An 18,908-nucleotide genomic window follows, 5' to 3' on the forward strand; every position below is an offset into this window, starting at 1 on the left:
CTACAGTTATATTACAATTCAACTCTGTTGAACATATTGGGAAATTTAATGATTGTAGGTGTACCAAAAGAGATTAAAAATCACGAATACAGGGTGGGTTTAACTACCGCGGCCGTAAAAGAGTTTATTAGCCATGGGCACAGTGTATTAATAGAATCCGGCGCGGGCAGCGCAATAGGTTTTACTGATGAGCTTTATGAAAGCGCTGGTGCCACTATTATGAGCAGCGCTGAGGCTGTTTTTACAAAAGCTGAAATGATTGTTAAGGTAAAAGAGCCCCAGCCAAATGAATGCAACATGCTGCGCGAGGGACAAATATTATACACATATCTGCATCTAGCGCCCGATCCAGTGCAGACTCAACTGCTCGTTGATTCAAAAGCCAGTTGCATAGCCTACGAGACCGTCACTGACAGATTTGGCGGACTGCCGCTGCTGGCACCAATGAGTGAAGTGGCCGGCCGCATGTCGGTTCAGGCGGGCGCGCATTATTTAGAAAAGTCCCACGGGGGTAGCGGTACGTTGTTAGGCGGAGTGCCCGGAGTTGCCTCTGGTAAAGTACTCATTATCGGCGGTGGCGTAGTAGGCACAAACGCCGCTAAAATGGCTGTAGGCTTAGGTGCCGATGTCACTGTTCTTGACCGCTCACTGCCTAGACTACGTGAACTTGATGACATATTTAGCTCACAAATAAGAACAGTATACTCTACAGAAGATGCCATAGACTATTATTCATCCAGAGCGGACCTCATTATAGGCGCGGTGTTAGTACCTGGAGCAACAGCGCCTAAATTATTAAACGCGCAGCATATTAAAAAAATGAAACCGGGTTCGGTGCTAGTAGATGTGGCTATTGACCAAGGTGGGTGTTTTGAGACATCCAAAGCAACTACTCATCAAGACCCCGTCTATATTATTGATGACGTTGTTCATTATTGCGTTGCCAATATGCCAGGTGGAGTAGCGCGCACGTCTACTATTGCCCTGAACAATGCAACCCTGCCTTTTGGTTTAGCATTGGCTAACAAAGGCCTGAAGCAAGCCATGTTAGATGATCAGCATCTGCTTAATGGGCTTAACGTGCATAAGGGCTTAGTCACGTATAAAGCAGTCGTTGATGCTTTGGGGAGCCAGCTAAATCTAACGTACTGCCCGGCACTACAAGCTATTGCGATGTAAATAACTAGCTACTTTATTGAGGCATTTATCTCAGCTAAAGTTAATGCTGGCTCAAGTGCCTTAGTGATTGGTCTGCCTATTACTAGATAATCAACGCCTGCACTCATTGCCTGAGCTGGTGTCATTATGCGATTTTGATCATCCTTGCTACTGCCCATAGGCCTTATGCCTGGGGTAACTAAGCGAAAATCTTTGCTAAGCCTACTGCGAAGAATATTAGCCTCTATAGCCGAGCATACAACGCCATCCGCCCCAGCATGTTGTGCCAGACTCGCTAGAGAAAGCACTTTACCTGTGATATCAGAGCCATCATAAACTTCAGAGAATTGACGTTCATCCATACTGGTGAGTACGGTTACCGCCGTTAACAGCGGCGGCCTATTCGATTTTAGAGCCGCTTCTTTTGCCGCTTCAATCATGTCTTTACCGCCGCTCGCATGCACATTCACCATCCATACACCCATCTGCCCTGCTGCTTTAACTGCTTTTGCAACGGTACTAGGAATATCGTGAAATTTTAAGTCTAAAAATATATCAAACCCTTGACCGTTCAAATATTTAACCCAGTCAGGACCAAACATAGTAAACATTTCTTTCCCAACTTTTAAACGACAGTGCTCTGGGGATAACTGTTTAACAAGCAATTTTGCAGAATCAATATTATCAAAATCTAAGGCAACAATAACAGAGGAAGTACAGTTTGACATTCTATTCTCCATCGAGTCCTTTAATGGGTTTAATGACCGACCATTTTTTACATGACGGGCAAAGCCAATATAAGCGACGTCCAGCAAAGCCACAGCTTTGACAGCGATACTTGGGTCGCTGAGCAATTTGTTTATCAATAAGCTCGTTTAAGTGATCGATGCTGGTGCGAGTTCGTTCATCACTCAACATTTTACGGTAAAGCGACAACAATGTTTTAAAACCACGCATAGTAGGGTGGTTTTTTAACTGTTTTAATAAAGTATCAACAGCTGGTTCTATTTCGCCTTTGCGAGCGATAATATTTACTTTCGCTATATAGGAAGATGCGCATTTTTGCCAGTATGGCTCAAGTAATTTCTCTAGCTTATCCCAACCTTCTGTTTTACTGGCACTAATTTCAAGCAGTGGAATGGCTTCGCTTAACCAGTCGAGATCGCGTTTTGGGATCTCAGATAAATAATCCATGGCTTGATTGTAATCTTCTCTTTTTATTGCCAATTTGCCAAGTTCAAGCCATGCCCGAACCTGCTTGCCTTCAACCATAACCGCTTTTTTAAGCGTGTTTTGCGCATCGTCAAGAAGACCGTCTTCAACCTGACTTAATGCTTGTTCACAGTAAAAATGTGAAAGAAGTAGATAAAGATGTTCATCATTGGGCGTAATTTTTAAGCTTCTGCTAGCCAGTTCAACCGCTTTATTCCACTCTTTTGTTACCTGATAAATACTGAATAATTTTTGCTGAGCAACCCCAAAATGTCGGTCGTTTTCCAATAGCTGAATAAACACGCCTTCGGCACGCTCTAAAAAACCAGCGAGCAAGTAATCTGTCCCTAGTTCAACCAAGGCTAAAGCTTCTTGTTTTTTAGAAATCTCATCTCGACTAATAAGATTTTGATGCACTCTTATCGCCCGATCTAGCTCTCCTCTGTGCCGGAAAAAATTGCCCATGGCGATATGAGTTTCAATAGTGTCATTATTAACACTTATCATTTTCATTAAGGTGTCGACTGCTTTGTCAGGTTCATCTGATAATAAGAAGTTTAAGCCTTTGTAGTAGTGATTAGACATGATAGAAGATTGCTTGCGCTGTGCACTGCGCAGACTATTTCTACCCATTACCCAACCATAAGCGGCTGCGACGGGCAGTAGTAAGAATAACCACTCAATCATTTTATGGGCATCTTATAAGGAATATCATTTAGGCACGTCACTTACGCTGATTTGTCGATAGCTAACTTTTCCAAGCGACGTTTCATTGTCGCAAAGCGCACATTCAATGCTAAGTATTTAGTTAAAATCGTAGAAAAACCCAAGAAAAAACCAATACCAATACACACCAGCATAAGTATTGATATGCGCATGTTTATTTGCGCAATTAAATAATTAATCGTGACTATTTCTGAGTTTTGAAAGCCTACAAGCACGGCAATCATAGTAAAAATAATTGCAATAATAAGAAGGATAATTCCTTTCATAAATTTCCTATGTTATTTTTAACGACTTGTTTTATATGGGGCTTATAGCCAATTCTATTACTAAAGATCGACTCTATCGCGTAGCTCTTTACCTGCTTTGAAATGAGGTACATGCTTACCTGACAACTTCACGTTTTCGCCTGTTTTTGGATTACGTCCTACTCTTGGTGCGCGATAATGTAAGGAAAAGCTGCCAAACCCGCGGATCTCAATGCGCTCTCCCCTCTGTAAAGTTTGTGCCATTTGCTCTAAAAGTTCTTTTACCGAGTCTTCAAGCTCTTTGCCTTGTAGATCTTTGGTGTGTATAGATAAACGCTCAATTAGTTCCGATTTGGTCACTAGTAATACTCCAGTAATGATATGACTATTTGTGTAATGAGTATTGGGAACATAGAGGAAAGTAGTATTAGAAGTAATAATGGAGCGGCTAAGATGCCGCTCCAAACAGAGCAATTATTCGCCTTTAGCGGCTTTAAATGCTTCAGCCATTGCACTTGCAAAGCCTGCATCTTCAGGTTGGTTATTCACTTTATCAAGAGCATCTTTCTCATCCGCTTGATCTTTCGCTTTAACCGACAAAGTAATTACACGATTCTTACGATCAACGCCTGTATATTTCGCTTCAATGGTATCACCCACTTTTACGATTTCACTAGCATCTTCCACTCTTTCACGAGCCAGGTCACCAATTCTAATAAAGCCGTCAACTTCTTCTGCTAAGTTAACCGTTACACCTTTAGCGTCGGCTTCAATTACAATTCCATTAACAATAGCACCTTTCTTTATATCTGTCAGATACTTATTGAACGGATCTTCATCAATTTGCTTAACGCCTAAAGATATACGTTCGCGTTCTGGGTCAACCTGCAGTACAACCGCACTGATTTCGTCGCCTTTCTTATATTCACGAACTGCTTCTTCACCTTGTTTCTGCCACGATATGTCAGATAAGTGAACAAGACCGTCGATACCGCCGTCAAGACCAATGAATATACCGAAGTCGGTAATTGATTTAATCTTACCTGATACTTTATCGCCTTTTTCGTGCGACTTAGCAAAGGTTTCCCAAGGATTGTCGATGCACTGCTTAAGGCCTAATGAAATACGACGACGTTCTTCGTCTATCTCAAGTACCATTACATTCACAACGTCGCCTAGGTTAACGACTTTAGATGGGTGAATGTTCTTATTTGTCCAATCCATTTCAGATACGTGAACAAGACCTTCAACACCGTCTTCAATCTCTACGAAACAACCATAATCAGTAAGATTAGTTACTGCACCACTAAGTTTCGCGCCTTCTGGATAACGATGTGCAATTTCTTGCCATGGGTCGCTGCCCATTTGCTTCATACCTAATGAAACTCTAGACTTATCTTTGTCAAACTTAAGTACTTTAACGTTGATTTCGTCACCAACATTGACGATTTCACTCGGGTGCTTAACACGTTTCCAAGCCATATCGGTAATGTGAAGTAGTCCGTCTACACCGCCTAGGTCTACGAATGCGCCGTAGTCTGTTAAGTTCTTAACGATACCTTTAACTTCATCACCTTCTTCCAAGTTAGACAATAATTGATCGCGTTCTGCACTGCTTTCCGCTTCAATTACAGCACGGCGTGAAACAACCACGTTGTTACGCTTAGCATCTAACTTGATTACTTTAAATTCTAACTCTTTACCTTCAAGGTGCGTAGTTTCACGTACAGGGCGTACATCAACTAAAGAACCCGGTAAGAATGCACGAACAGTGTTAACTTCAACTGTAAAGCCGCCTTTAACTTTTCCGTTAATAACGCCTTTGATAGTTGCTTTCTCGTCGTATGCTTTTTCAAGCTCAACCCACGCTTCATGGCGTTTGGCTTTTTCACGAGATAGGATAGTTTCACCGAAACCGTCTTCTACTGCATCTAGAGCAACGTCTATAGTATCGCCAACAGCAACTTCTAATGAACCATCAGCTGCTTTAAATTGTTCGATAGGAATGGCGCTTTCTGACTTAAGGCCAGCGTCTACAAGCACTATGTCTTTATCGATTGATACTACGGTACCTCTAACAATCGCGCCTGGGCGCGTTTCTATTTGCTGTAGGCTTTCTTCAAAAAGGTCTGCAAAATTTTCAGTCATATTCACATTCTAAGTTAAACCGACCATTCAATCCTGAAATGACGGGGTTATTAAATATACTGAATTCATCCTAAATTCAGTTAATTAAATGCATTTATTCGCTCTCACTAAATATTTTAGAATCTATAAAAGCTTTAGCTATTTCAAATACTTGCGCTATACCTAATGCGGTAGAATCTATTTCTAGCGCATATTTTGCGGCAACCAAGGGCGCGGTAGGTCTGTTTAAATCGCGCTCATCTCTTGCTTGTATATCCATCAAAAGGCGCGTTATTTTAACATCTTGGCCCATTGCTTTCAACTGTTCATATCGACGTTGTGCTCTACTTTGTGCACTAGCGGTTAAGAATATCTTGGCCACGGCCTCAGGAAACACCACTGTGCCCATATCTCTGCCGTCTGCCACTAGGCCAGGCAACTGCGCAAACGCGCGCTGCCTTTTTAATAAGGCTTCTCGAATCATAGGGATTGACGCTATTTGTGAGGCTGTACTACCCACTTCTTCTGAACGAATATCATCTGATACGTCCTCACCCTCTAAAATAACCCTATTACCTTTGTCGGTTACGCTAAAAGTAACATCAAGACCATTGGCTAATGGTTGTAAGCCATGTATATCATCCAGCGCTATTTTATGGTGAATAGCAGCAATTGCCAACACACGATAAATTGCTCCGCTGTCAAGAAAGTGCCATTTATATGCATCGGCTAACATATTGCTTAAAGTCCCTTTGCCAGCCCCACTTGGGCCATCAACGGTCACTACATAGGCTTTTCGCACGGGCTGCAATCCTCTTAATTGAAAACGGGGCGATTATACGCCCCTTTTATCATTGTGCAAATACGATTATTTTTATGGTAGATACGCGTTTAATTATCGCTCGCAGACTTTTGCATATTGCAAAAAGTAATCAGGAAACGTTTTGGCGGTACATTTGGGGTTGTTAATGGTTACGCCACATTTATCATCTAGTGCCACTAACGAAAAACACATTGCAATGCGATGATCATCATAGGTGTCTATACTGGCATGTTCGATTACCGCAGGCGGTGTAATTTCAATAAAATCGTCACCTTCTGTTACAACTGCCCCTACTTTTCGCAGCTCTGTGGCCATAGCAAATAAGCGGTCGGTTTCTTTTACTCGCCAGTTATGAATATTGCGAATGGCGGTCGTACCTTTCGCAAACAGCGCCGTGGTGGCAATAGTCATGGCAGCATCTGGAATATGGTTCATGTCCATATCTACCGCTAATAATGCCTTAGGTCCTTTGGAAACAGTGATGCTATCGTCTTCCCACACAACAGTTGCACCCATTTTTTCAAGCACGTCGGCAAAACCTATATCGCCTTGTACACTCGCTCTACCAATACCTGATACTTTTATTTCACCGCCTTTTATGGCCCCTGCCGCTAAGAAATAAGAGGCGGAAGAAGCGTCTCCTTCTACTAAGAAATATGCGGGCGCTATATATTGATGTTGGCCTGAAATAATAAAGGATTGATAATTTTGATTGTGCACCACTACACCGAATTTAGCCATACAGTCTAGCGTAATATCGATGTATGGTTTAGACACTAATGTGCCTTTAATATGTATTGTGACTTTATTAGATGCAACGCTGCCCGCTAGTAATGGTGCTGCCATTAACAGTGCGGTTAAAAACTGGCTGGACACACTGCCGTCTATTTCAAATGTGTCTTGGTCTATTTGTGCGCTTTTGATGGCGACAGGCGGATAACCTTCGTTTTTCAAATAGCTAATATTAGCGCCTGCTCGAATAAGCTCATTCGCTAGATCACCAATGGGTCTTTCTTCCATGCGAGGCTCGCCGGTAAGAATTACGTCCACGTCAGAAAATGCTAAGGCTGCACAAAGCGGCCGCATAGCAGTGCCTGCATTACCTAGAAACAAGGAAAGCTGTGAATGTCGAGAAAATTTACCAGCAATTCCTTGTACTACGCATTCGGTGTTGTTGTTACTTAAAGTAAACTCTACACCTAATGCTTTTAATGCATTCAGCATGTGGCGAATATCGTCGCTATCAAGTAAGTTATATAAACGCGTTTGACCTTCGCTTAATGCGGCTAATAGTAGTGCGCGGTTAGATAAACTTTTACTGCCGGGCAAATGAATGTGCCCCGACACTTTTTTAACAGGGGAAAGGGTTAGCTGCTCCATAGAATCACATATTTCCTTACACTATCTTCAAATTAGCCGTGCGTGCGTTCAAATTCTTGCATAAACTCTACCAGCGCTGTCACGCCTTCAAGTGGCATCGCATTGTAAATACTGGCGCGCATACCGCCTACCGCTCTGTGGCCTTTAAGCGCCTGTAGACCAGATAGTTCAGCCTGCTTTAAAAATTCAGAGTCGAGCGAACCGTCGCCTAGCTGAAACACAACGTTCATTTTAGAGCGATTATCATTGCTGACCTGGTTGCGATATAAGTCACTATTATCGATGCATCTATACAAGGTTTGAGCCTTCACGAGATTAGCAGCCTCTATTGGTGCAATGCCGCCGTTATCTAATAGCCATTCAAACACTAATCCGGCCAAATACCATGAAAATGTAGGCGGTGTATTATACATACTGCCCGCAGCAGACTGTTCTTTATAGCTAAATATAGCCGGGGTATCGTTACGCTCGAGGCCAATCAGATCTTCTCGCACTATTACTACGGCTAAACCTGAAGGCCCTATATTTTTTTGAGCGCTCGCATAAATTATGCCGTAGTCAGACACGTCAATCTTTTTTGACAAAATATTTGACGACATGTCAGCAACAAGCGGTACGTTACCTGTTTTAGGTACCCAATTAATCTCGACACCTTCTATTGTTTCATTCGGACAGTAGTGAAAGTAAGCCGCTTGCTTGTTTATGTCCCATGAGGATTGCAAAGGCACGCACACCCTACCACCAACATTAGCGGACTGTGCTACCACTTCACTTTGCATATATTTAGCCGCTTCTTTTACCGCAATGTCAGACCACTGACCGGTAACGAGGTGTTGTGCAAGGTTGCCTCTTTTGGCTAAATTTAAAGGCACTGAAAAAAACTGTCCGCGTCCGCCACCGTGCATAAACAACACTTTATAGTTACTTGGCACATTTAGCAGCGTGCGTAAATCAGCTTCTGCCTTTTCAGCCACCGCCATAAAAGGTTTTCCTCTGTGGCTAACTTCCATTACTGAAGTGCCTTGGCCATTCCAATTGAGCAGTTCCGCTTGCGCGCGTTTGAGCACAGCAGCAGGCAGCATTGCCGGACCAGCACAAAAATTGAATATTGTCATTGTTACCCCTACATGAAAAAGCAGCAAACATTAATGTGTCCGCTGCTTTGTTAAATACCAGGCTATTTGCTCAGGGCTTTATTTAGCAGTACTCATTAGCTACATAAGGCTCTATGGCATCCTTTCTTATAATGCTAATTATTCACAAACGTCTTAACGTCGCACTATTTTTCATCTTCACTACTTTCGCCATTGTCGTTTTCAAAATTATCATTGTCTGCCGCATCAGCGCCAGTGGCACCAACTTGAACATCAACGTCACTTGCAATTGCCTCAATAACATTGCCGTCCTCGTCAGTCTCTATAACAGTAGAATCTACTTCAATAACTTCATCAATTCTTTGTAAACCGACTACGTGCTCACCATCAACGGTTCGAATTAAGGTGACACCTTGAGTATTGCGTCCTACTCTAGAAACCTCAGATACGCGGGTTCTAACTAGCGTACCGCGATCGCTAATTAGCATTATTTCATCTGTTTGGCTCACTTGCACCGCACCCACTACCTGGCCGTTACGCTCAGACACTTTTATAGAGACAACGCCTTTAGTGGCACGATTTTTAGCGGGATACTCAGATACTGCTGTACATTTTCCGTAGCCGTTCTGGGTGGCGGTTAATATGTCACCGTCAGCGTTTGGAATAATGAGAGATACTACACGCTCAGTATCGGCAATACGGATGCCCCTCACACCGGTTGCCGTTCTGCCCATAGGACGCACTTGGTCCTCAGAGAAACGCACAACTTTACCTGCGTTGGAAAATAGCATTATTTCGCAAGTACCGTCGGTTAAGTCGACGCCAATTAGCTCGTCACCGTCATTTAAATTAACGGCTATTATGCCGTTAGCGCGAGGGCGTGAGTAATGAATAAGCTCTGTTTTCTTGACAGAACCATTAGCGGTAGCCATAAAGACATACTTGCCTGCTTCAAACTCTTTAATGGGTAAAATGGCAGTGATACGTTCGTTTTCTTCTAAAGGAAGAATGTTCACAATGGGACGACCGCGCGCATTTCTGCTCGCCAATGGTAACTGATACACTTTTAACCAGTATAAGCGTCCTCTCGTGGAAAAGCATAATATGTGATCGTGAGTATTGGCCACAAGCAGCTTTTCTATAAAATCTTGGTCTTTCATTTTCGTGGCAGATTTGCCTTTACCGCCGCGCCGCTGTGCTTCGTAATCAGATAGCTTCTGATACTTTACATAGCCTTCGTGCGACAAGGTAACCACGACTTCTTCACGTTCAATTAGATCTTCAATGTCAATATCGTGACTAGCTGCGGTAATTTCGGTTCTACGTTCATCACCAAACTCATCTCTTATTGCCTCAAGTTCTTCCGTAATTATTTCCATTAAGCGTTCAGAGCTGCCTAAAATTTTCAATAATTCAGCAATAACTTCAATAAGATTACGATATTCCTCAAGAATTTTGTCATGTTCTAAACCGGTGAGTTTGTTCAAGCGTAGGTCAAGTATGGCTTGTGCTTGTTCTTCGGTTAAATAGTATTTGCCGTCTTTAATTCCGTATTCGTCGGCCAACCAATCAGGGCGAGCAGCATCGTTACCTGCTCTTTCAAGCATTTGCGCTACATCACCTAAATCCCAGCCTGAAACAATTAAAGATTTCTTCGCCTCAGCCGGGCTACCAGATGCCTTTATTAGCGCTATGATTGGGTCGATGTTTACTAGTGCAATGGCTAGGCCTTCTAATATGTGAGCACGGTCGCGGGCTTTTTTTAACTCATAAACGGTGCGGCGAGTAACCACCTCACGTCGATGTAATACAAATAGCTCTAAAATTTCTTTTAAGTTGAAAATTTTAGGCTGGGTTTTATCAAGGGCAACCATGTTGATGCCAAACACAGTTTGCAATTGAGTCTGAGAATACAAATGGTTCAGCAATACCTCTGCCGATTCGTTACGCTTTACTTCAATGACAATGCGCATACCGTCTTTGTCAGACTCATCACGCAGCGCAGATATTCCCTCCACTTTCTTCTCTTTAACCAACTCGGCCATTTTTTCAATTAGACGAGCTTTGTTAACCTGATAAGGAATTTCATGCACAATAATGGTTTCTTTACCATTTTCTTCTTGTTCAATATTGGCCTTTGCGCGCAGATATATCTTACCGCGACCAGTTTTATAAGCGCTTATAATGCCAGCGCGACCACTTATTATTGCGGCAGTTGGAAAGTCAGGCCCTGGAATAAATTCGATAAGCTCTTCAATACTTATGTCGGGATTTTTGATTAGTTCAATACAGCCGTTTACCACTTCTGTTAAATTGTGCGGCGGTATATTCGTTGCCATGCCTACCGCAATACCCGATGACCCATTCACTAACAAATTAGGTACGCGAGTGGGTAAAACCTCTGGTATGTGTTCTTGACCATCGTAGTTAGGCACGAAATTAACCGTTTCTTTGTCTAAGTCAGCCAGTAATTCATGCGCTATTTTCGACATACGTATTTCTGTATATCGCATTGCTGCAGCTGAATCGCCGTCAACCGACCCAAAATTACCTTGACCGTCAACTAGCATGTAACGCAGTGAAAAAGTCTGGGCCATTCTAACAATAGTGTCATAAACAGCGCTGTCGCCGTGGGGATGATACTTACCGATTACATCGCCAACTACTCTAGCTGATTTTTTATAGGGTTTATTAAAATCGTTTTTTAATTCGCTCATGGCAAACAATACACGACGATGAACGGGCTTTAGGCCATCACGGACGTCGGGAAGTGCACGACCTACAATTACACTCATGGCATAATCTAAATACGAATTTTTTAACTCTTCTTCAATATTAATGGGGGAAATTGCATTTGCATTGTCAGTCATAAACGGCATGATCCTTTTTTATGTATATCGAGTTGTGCCAGATAGTACCTATATAGTGTCTATTTTCGTAAACAACTATGTATCTAAGAGTTTCGATTACTTTGTTATTATTAACGTATTAGGGGGCTAATAGTATCATTAGTTTAGCCAAAACTGTAGCATGATGATTACTAGATATAAGCTTATATAGCGCATAATTGCGAATACTCTAGAATATTCCTGTATTCACACTATTTTAAGATATTTTATGGTGATACATTTTATTGATTATCGGTACTTTAACCATTGTTGTGCATTTCGAGGAAGTTTGATTATGAGTAATGTAGATGTAGATGAATTAGCCAAGTTCTCAGAGTTGGCCAATAGCTGGTGGGATCGCAACGGCGAATTTAAGTCACTGCACGACATTAATCCACTGCGAGTAGACCTGATAGAGCAGCAGTCCGGTGGACTGTTTGATAAGCGTATTCTAGACGTTGGCTGCGGTGGCGGCATATTGTCTGAAGCATTAGCACAGCGAGGAGGCGTAGTGACCGGCCTAGATATGGCAAAAGCATCGCTAGATGTGGCTAATTTACATCGATTAGAAAGCGGTATAAAGGTAGATTATGTGTTATCAACCGCAGAAGACTGGGCGCTTGAAAATGCTGGGCAATATGACATAGTTGCTTGTTTAGAAATGTTAGAGCATGTACCTAACCCTGCTTCGGTCGTAAAGGCTTGTGCCACGCTGGTCAAACCAGGAGGTGTTGTTGTATTTTCAACCATTAATAGAAATGTGAAGTCGTACGTAATGGCGATAGCAGCTGCAGAGTACCTGTTCAATATGGTGCCAAAAGGGACCCATGAACACAGCAAATTCATAAAACCGAGTGAACTGGTGAGTATGATTGAAAAAACATCGCTGCACGTAGACATGATGACTGGGCTGCACTTCAATCCATTAACGCAAGGTTATTATTTTTCGGATAGTAACGTTGATGTTAACTATTTTATTGTATGTAAAAACTAGCATAATTAGCCACGACTTATACAGCAAGAAAATAGCGCACTTGTGAACTGGCAATGAGTGCGCCTAAGCCCACATTAAGTATAAAAGACAGTCATATTTCAAATAATAATAAAAAGCTCTATCGATATAACAAAATATTCCAACTATAAAAATAATTTACACAAAGCACTTGAAAGTATAAAAGCCATTGCTGCATTGACCGTTTTAGGTTAGCCAATACTAACTTTTTTGACCTTCCTATTATTTAATGCAAAACACTACATATAGTGATTGCAAACCAAGCTTTAACACATTATCTTGTGTTACGTGAGCAACGGCTTAATTTTTCATAGCTAAAATAAATGGCTTATTTGTCGCAATTAGATATGAAAAAAAATGCGTGTATTAATCGGTTTTTCACACGTCGTTATCTAGTATATCTTTAAACAAAACCGCGTTAAAATATAGAGTATAAAAATGAAGAACACTTTATTAGTCACCAAACGAGACGGGGCACAAGAACCAATCGATCTTGAAAAAATTCACAAAGTCGTTACTTGGGCCGCAAGAGGATTAGAGGATGTATCCGTTTCTCAAGTAGAAATAAAAGCGCAGATTCAATTTTATAACGGCATTAAAACCGCTGAAATACATGAGACATTGATCAAGTCGGCCGCTGATTTAATCAGTCCTGAAACGCCTGACTACCAATATTTATCCGCGCGCTTAGCCATTTTTCACTTGCGAAAAAAGGCTTATGGACAATATGAGCCTCCACACCTTTTCAAACAAGTTAAATCAATGGTTGAAAAAGGCAAATATGATAAGCATTTGCTAGAAGACTATACCGAACAAGAATTCAATGACATGAATGATTTCATTGAGCATTCTCGAGACCTAAACTTCAGCTATGCCGCTGTAAAACAGCTTGAAGGTAAATATCTTGTTCAGAATCGCGTAAATGGCGAAATCTATGAAAGTGCGCAGTTTTTATACCTACTGGTAGCGGCTTGCTTGTTTGCAAAATATGACAAATCCGAGCGCCTAGGTTATGTTAAGCGCTTTTATGACGCCTCTTCTATGTTTAAGCTCTCGTTGCCCACGCCCATTATGGCTGGCGTAAGAACACCGACTAGGCAGTTCAGTTCGTGTGTGCTTATTGAAGCAGGTGACAGCCTGGATTCTATTAATGCAACGGCTAGTGCCATCGTAAAGTATGTTAGTCAGCGTGCTGGCATTGGTATCAACGCCGGTCGCATAAGAGCACTTGGCAGTCCTATACGCGGCGGAGAAGCATTTCATACTGGCTGTATTCCGTTTTACAAGCATTTTCAAACTGCCGTAAAGAGTTGTTCACAAGGCGGCGTTCGCGGCGGTGCAGCCACCCTATTCTATCCCATTTGGCATTTAGAAGTTGAATCGCTGTTGGTGTTAAAGAACAACCGCGGTGTTGAAGAAAACCGCGTTAGGCATCTTGATTACGGTGTACAGTGTAATAAACTTATGTACACGCGTATGTTGAAAGGTGGTGACATTACCTTATTTAGCCCATCAGACACGCCGGGTTTATATGATGCTTTTTTTGCTGATCAAGAAGAGTTTGAGCGCCTGTATGTGCAATATGAAAATGACGACAGTATCCGTAAGAAACGCGTCAAGGCGATAGATTTATTTAGTCAGTTTATGCAAGAGCGTGCAAACACTGGGCGCATTTATTTACAAAACGTCGACCACTGTAATACGCACAGCCCGTTTAATCCAAAGTTAGCGCCGGTAAGACAAAGTAACCTGTGTTTGGAGATTGCACTGCCCACTAAGCCGCTGCAGCATATAAATGATCCTGAGGGTGAAATAGCGCTGTGTACGTTATCTGCGTTCAATTTAGGGGAGATTAAAAGCCTTGACGACCTTGAAGAATTAGCCGATTTATCAGTGCGTGCATTAGATAGCCTTCTCGATTATCAAGACTATCCTGTTCCCGCAGCCTTGAATGCAACGATTGGCCGTCGTACTTTAGGCATAGGCGTAATTAACTTTGCTTACTATTTGGCCAAAAATGGGGTCAAGTATTCAGATTCAAGCGCTAACGGCCTAGTACATAGAACATTTGAGGCAATTCAATATTATTTACTCAAAGCCTCTAATAACTTAGCAAAAGAGAAAGGCGCTTGCCCTAAGTTCAATGAAACCACCTATTCACAAGGCTTAATGCCAATTGATACCTACAAGAAAGATGTAGATAAAATTTGCGATGAGCCTTTGCACTACGACTGGGATACATTGCGCGCTGATATAGTCAAGCACGGATTACGTAACAGTACCTTGTCTGCATTAATGCCATCAGAGACATCTTCACAAATCTCTAACGCCACCAATGGAATTGAGCCACCGCGTGGTTTTATTAGCGTTAAGCAAAGCAAAGACGGCATACTTAAGCAGGTAGTACCTGAATTTAAACGTTTGCGTAATGACTACGAACTCATGTGGGACCTTCCCTCAAATGATGGATACTTACAGCTTGTGGCCATAATGCAGAAGTTTATTGATCAAACAATCTCTGCTAACACTAGTTATGATCCAGGTAAGTTTGAAGGCGGCATGGTGCCGATGAAGGTCTTATTAAAAGACTTACTAACCACCTATAAGCTTGGCATAAAGACCCTTTACTATCACAATACCAGGGACGGAGCCTCAGATAAGTCTGACGCTGAGATGGAAATAGACGAACAAAATGCCAAAGATTTAGAGGTTATTATTGAAGATGATGATGACTGCGAAGGCGGGGCTTGTAAAATATAGGGAACTTTTAAAGCCGCTTATTTAAGTTGCTTTAATCGAAATAAAAACACCTTACGTAAACACCATTAAATTCGATATAAATTTAATGTTTAACTACTAGGCATCATTGAGACTATTATGAGATATACTACTTTTAATCAAAAAACCATCGACACCATGATAGAGCCGATGTTTTTCGGTAATTCAGTTAACGTGGCTAGATATGACCAACAAAAACACCCTATTTTCGAAAAATTAATAGAAAAACAGATTTCATTTTTTTGGCGTCCTGAAGAAGTCGACGTCAGTAAAGATAGAGTCGATTTTGGTAAGCTAAGCGATGCCGAAAAGCATATCTTTATTTCGAACCTGAAATACCAAACTTTGTTGGACTCAATACAAGGTAGATCGCCTAACATTGCATTTTTGCCTATCATTTCTTTACCTGAGTTAGAAACGTGGGTCGAGACCTGGTCTTTTTTCGAGACTATCCACTCTCGTTCCTACACACACATATTGCGTAACTTATTCTCTGACCCCAGTGAAATTTTTGATGACATTGTTGTGAACGAAGAAATAAAACGCAGAGCTACCGATATTTCAAAGTATTATGATGATTTAATATTTGCCACGCAGCTATTTCAAACAAGAGGCGAAGGCACGTACGAAGTAGAAGGTGAAAATCACGTTATTACTATGCGAGAGCTGAAGAAAAAACTGTTTTTGTGTATGAACTCAGTTAACGCCTTAGAAGCGATACGTTTTTATGTGTCATTTGCGTGTACTTTCGCCTTTGCTGAGCGCGAATTAATGGAAGGCAATTCGAAAATTATTCGCTTAATTGCGCGCGACGAAAATATTCACTTAACCAGCACTCAGCATATATTAAATCTATGGGCAAAAGGTAAAGACGATCCTGAAATGGCAGAGATAGCACTTGAGTGCAAAGATCAGGCAAGAGAAATATTTTTAACGGCCGTTCATCAAGAAAAAGAATGGGCTAAATATCTATTCAAAGACGGCTCTATGCTAGGCTTAAACGAAGAGATCTTAAGTAGTTATGTAGAGTTTATTGCTAATCAGAGAATGGCTGCCATTGGTCTTAAACCTGAGTTTGAAATCAAAAGTAACCCACTACCTTGGATGAACAACTATTTAAGTTCAGACAACGTGCAGGTTGCACCACAAGAGGTTGAAGTGAGTTCTTATTTGGTATCGCAAATTAATGCCGAAGTAAGCTCAGACGACTTTACGGATTTTGACCTGTAATTAATTGCTACATCTTCTAATCGTTATAAGTCTAATAAGCTCATATAAATATGGGCTTATTAGACCGTTTAACTGTTTCAGGATAGTTTAAAAATTTGAAGAATTCTCTCACCATAACAGACACTACGCGCATTAAATCAATCAGCATTGGTGGAAAGGTAATTGAAACGCACGAAGGTGAATCTGTATTAGAAACCTTAGAGCGTCAGAATATTGAAGTTAACTATAACTGTAGGGAAGGATTTTGCGGCGTTTGCAGGACAAAACTGCTAAGCGGATCAGTCGATTATCGTATTGAGCCTTTAGCGTTTATAGACGATGACGAAATATTAAGCTGTTGCACGGTCCCTACTTCCGACATTAGCATAAAATTTGAATACTAGCCTATATCCAAACCTATTCTAGCGGCTACTTCAATGTAAGACTCTACAACGGATCCTAAGCCTTGTCTGAAACGGTCCTTATCAAGCTTTTTCTTAGTTTCTTTGTCCCATAATCGACAGCCATCGGGAGTGAATTCATCACCTAGAATAATATCGCCATTCTCATCCGTGCCGAATTCTAATTTAAAATCTACTAATAACATTCCGCCCGCTTCAAATATCGGCGATAGCACTTCGTTAACGGCAAATGTAAGTGATTTCATTTGAGAAATTTGTTCAGGTGTTGCCCAACCAAAAGAGGCGCAGTGTGATTCGTTTATCATTGGATCATGCAAAGCGTCATTTTTTAAGAAAAACTCGAAGGTAGGCGGCGACAGTGCAAGACCTTCTTCAACGCCCAATCTTTTGCAAAGTGAGCCTGCAGCGTAATTTCTAATGACACACTCTACAGGGATCATATTTAGCTTCTTGACCACGCTTTGAGTATCATCAATAAGTGATTCAAGCTGTGTCTTTATACCTTTATTCTCTAGAGTTTGCATGATGAAGTTATTAAATTTATTGTTTACTTCTCCTTTTCGGCTAAGCTGCTCAATTTTTTCACCATCAAAGGCAGATGTATCGTCCCTAAACTCGAGTATGAGTTTGTTAGCATCCTCAGTCACAAAAACCGTTTTAGCTTTTCCACGATACAGTTCAGATACTTTGCGCATGTCTACTCCACTAATATGTCGTTGTTTAGTATTATATATCTAAGTTGTTAGACGCCATGTATTCTTGAAATACAGGAAAAATATCGCTTGTTTGTTTTGCATCAAAATTTACGTTTTCATCGCTTTTAAACGTGATACTCGTATTTGAACCGGCGCGTTTTACAAAAATACGGTAGTTGTCCTTTTCAAGAGGCAATGTTTCTTTACTGAAAAGACCCGACCAGAAGCCATCCTCAACACCACCGTAGAGCACAAACATTATCCCTGACGATTGATCTAAATCAATAACATCAAAGCCCATTTTACGTAATACCAACAATAAACGAGGCCATGCGTCGTTGTATTCTGCATTTATAATCACAGCCGGATCGCCGTCGGCGTTGACACCAAGCTCAGAACCAAAGCCGTCTCTTATTTTTTCAATTCGCTCAGACATCGCTAAACGTACGCCAAAATCGTATTCTTCAATGATATAGTTTAAAAAATCGACTTCGTTGGTACGCTGCGTAATAGGATCCATCTTGGAAATTATGGAACTACCATTTTCATCAACGTAATCGACTATTTCATTCGTGAGTGATGCCGTTCTGCCGTGTGGTGCAACATTAAGCGATAATTTAAATTTTTTGGCTTGTTCAATAAAGTCACTCGAGAAGGTATACCAGCTACTGTCTAATTCGGTAACCGAAATGACCCAGTCAGTCGTGAGGGTGTTGTTGTCTCTGTCAAAACTCTCTACACCGATATTATTCTGCTCTAAATATGATAACACTTTATCCCATATGGTTTTATCGAGGGAGCGATTGTCATCAACCTGATCAAACATTACCGTAGCGCCTTCATTACCCTCTTCCACGTGCGAACCAGCTACTAAGGGTAAAACCAAACGAGGCGAACTAATTCTTACATCTCTCCCTAATAGCGCTTTAGCGCTTGTGGAGGATGCTAGCGTAGGTAAGTCGTAACGGTTTGAGCGCTGAGGCCTTTCAAGTTCCTCTGGAATTTTCAATTCAGCGCTTTGCTGTTTCACCTTCATATATTCAAAATCACCAGAAGTACGCTCTCTTGAACCTGGACTTGAGCAGGCGCTAAGCGCTAAAGCAGCGAAGATAGTAACTATAAAGTTATTTTTCATGTGG

Annotated in this window: 16 protein-coding genes; 5 read left to right on the plus strand and 11 right to left on the minus strand. The window is 41.5% G+C overall.

Annotated elements, in window-relative coordinates; all coding sequences use genetic code 11:
- Positions 1-48: 48 nt before the first annotated feature.
- Positions 49-1,179: an alanine dehydrogenase gene (gene ald, locus BAE46_RS01145; RefSeq protein ID WP_070111581.1), complete on the plus strand. Its 1,131-nt coding sequence runs from the start codon at positions 49-51 to the stop codon at positions 1,177-1,179.
- An 8-nt stretch (positions 1,180-1,187) separates the two neighbouring features.
- On the opposite strand, the gene pyrF is transcribed toward ald, so the two are convergent.
- The 9 genes from pyrF to gyrA form a co-directional block, all read right to left on the minus strand.
- Complete coding sequence (gene pyrF / locus BAE46_RS01150; protein WP_006003757.1) at positions 1,188-1,886, minus strand: orotidine-5'-phosphate decarboxylase; 699 nt, start codon at positions 1,884-1,886, stop codon at positions 1,188-1,190.
- A 1-nt stretch (position 1,887) separates the two neighbouring features.
- Positions 1,888-3,057, minus strand: coding sequence for a lipopolysaccharide assembly protein LapB (gene lapB, locus BAE46_RS01155; RefSeq protein WP_006003759.1), 1,170 nt, complete (start codon positions 3,055-3,057; stop codon positions 1,888-1,890).
- A 41-nt stretch (positions 3,058-3,098) separates the two neighbouring features.
- Entirely contained in the window at positions 3,099-3,362 is a 264-nt protein-coding gene (locus BAE46_RS01160) for a lipopolysaccharide assembly protein LapA domain-containing protein (RefSeq protein WP_006003761.1), read from the minus strand.
- Between the two features lie 60 nt (positions 3,363-3,422).
- Positions 3,423-3,701, minus strand: coding sequence for an integration host factor subunit beta (gene ihfB, locus BAE46_RS01165; protein ID WP_006003763.1), 279 nt, complete (start codon positions 3,699-3,701; stop codon positions 3,423-3,425).
- A 114-nt stretch (positions 3,702-3,815) separates the two neighbouring features.
- Positions 3,816-5,489 carry a 30S ribosomal protein S1 gene (gene rpsA, locus BAE46_RS01170; RefSeq protein ID WP_006003765.1) on the minus strand — a complete coding sequence of 558 codons (1,674 nt, stop codon included), beginning with the start codon at positions 5,487-5,489 and terminating at the stop codon, positions 3,816-3,818.
- Between the two features lie 94 nt (positions 5,490-5,583).
- The gene (cmk, locus tag BAE46_RS01175; protein ID WP_070111582.1) at positions 5,584-6,270 is read right to left on the minus strand and encodes a (d)CMP kinase; all 687 of its coding nucleotides are present in this window, start codon (positions 6,268-6,270) and stop codon (positions 5,584-5,586) included.
- 93 nt (positions 6,271-6,363) lie between these two features.
- Positions 6,364-7,671, minus strand: coding sequence for a 3-phosphoshikimate 1-carboxyvinyltransferase (gene aroA, locus BAE46_RS01180; protein ID WP_070111583.1), 1,308 nt, complete (start codon positions 7,669-7,671; stop codon positions 6,364-6,366).
- Positions 7,672-7,703: 32 nt separating this feature from the next.
- Complete coding sequence (gene serC / locus BAE46_RS01185) at positions 7,704-8,786, minus strand: 3-phosphoserine/phosphohydroxythreonine transaminase (RefSeq protein ID WP_006003771.1); 1,083 nt, start codon at positions 8,784-8,786, stop codon at positions 7,704-7,706.
- Positions 8,787-8,950: 164 nt separating this feature from the next.
- Entirely contained in the window at positions 8,951-11,635 is a 2,685-nt protein-coding gene (gyrA, locus tag BAE46_RS01190; RefSeq protein WP_006003773.1) for a DNA topoisomerase (ATP-hydrolyzing) subunit A, read from the minus strand.
- A 313-nt stretch (positions 11,636-11,948) separates the two neighbouring features.
- Between gyrA and ubiG the strand changes: the two genes are divergently transcribed.
- From ubiG to yfaE, 4 genes are all read left to right on the plus strand, one after another.
- On the plus strand, positions 11,949-12,647 hold the full coding sequence (gene ubiG / locus BAE46_RS01195; RefSeq protein ID WP_006003777.1) for a bifunctional 2-polyprenyl-6-hydroxyphenol methylase/3-demethylubiquinol 3-O-methyltransferase UbiG: 699 nt from the start codon (positions 11,949-11,951) through the stop codon (positions 12,645-12,647).
- Positions 12,648-13,103: 456 nt separating this feature from the next.
- A complete protein-coding gene (gene nrdA / locus BAE46_RS01200; protein WP_006003778.1) occupies positions 13,104-15,425 on the plus strand; it encodes a class 1a ribonucleoside-diphosphate reductase subunit alpha in 2,322 nt (773 codons plus the stop codon).
- 117 nt (positions 15,426-15,542) lie between these two features.
- Positions 15,543-16,673 (plus strand): class Ia ribonucleoside-diphosphate reductase subunit beta, encoded by a 1,131-nt coding sequence (nrdB, locus tag BAE46_RS01205; protein ID WP_006003779.1) that lies wholly within the window; start codon positions 15,543-15,545, stop codon positions 16,671-16,673.
- A 95-nt stretch (positions 16,674-16,768) separates the two neighbouring features.
- A complete protein-coding gene (yfaE, locus tag BAE46_RS01210) occupies positions 16,769-17,056 on the plus strand; it encodes a class I ribonucleotide reductase maintenance protein YfaE (protein ID WP_006003781.1) in 288 nt (95 codons plus the stop codon).
- Here yfaE and purC read toward each other — a convergent pair.
- Positions 17,053-17,769: a phosphoribosylaminoimidazolesuccinocarboxamide synthase gene (purC, locus tag BAE46_RS01215; RefSeq protein WP_006003783.1), complete on the minus strand. Its 717-nt coding sequence runs from the start codon at positions 17,767-17,769 to the stop codon at positions 17,053-17,055. The two genes, yfaE and purC, sit on opposite strands and share 4 nt — an antisense overlap.
- A gap of 31 nt (positions 17,770-17,800) precedes the next feature.
- Positions 17,801-18,904: an outer membrane protein assembly factor BamC gene (bamC, locus tag BAE46_RS01220; RefSeq protein WP_070111584.1), complete on the minus strand. Its 1,104-nt coding sequence runs from the start codon at positions 18,902-18,904 to the stop codon at positions 17,801-17,803.
- Positions 18,905-18,908: the final 4 nt, after the last annotated feature.

The organism is Glaciecola punicea, assembly GCF_001756615.1.
GTDB classification, from domain to species: domain Bacteria; phylum Pseudomonadota; class Gammaproteobacteria; order Enterobacterales; family Alteromonadaceae; genus Glaciecola; species Glaciecola punicea.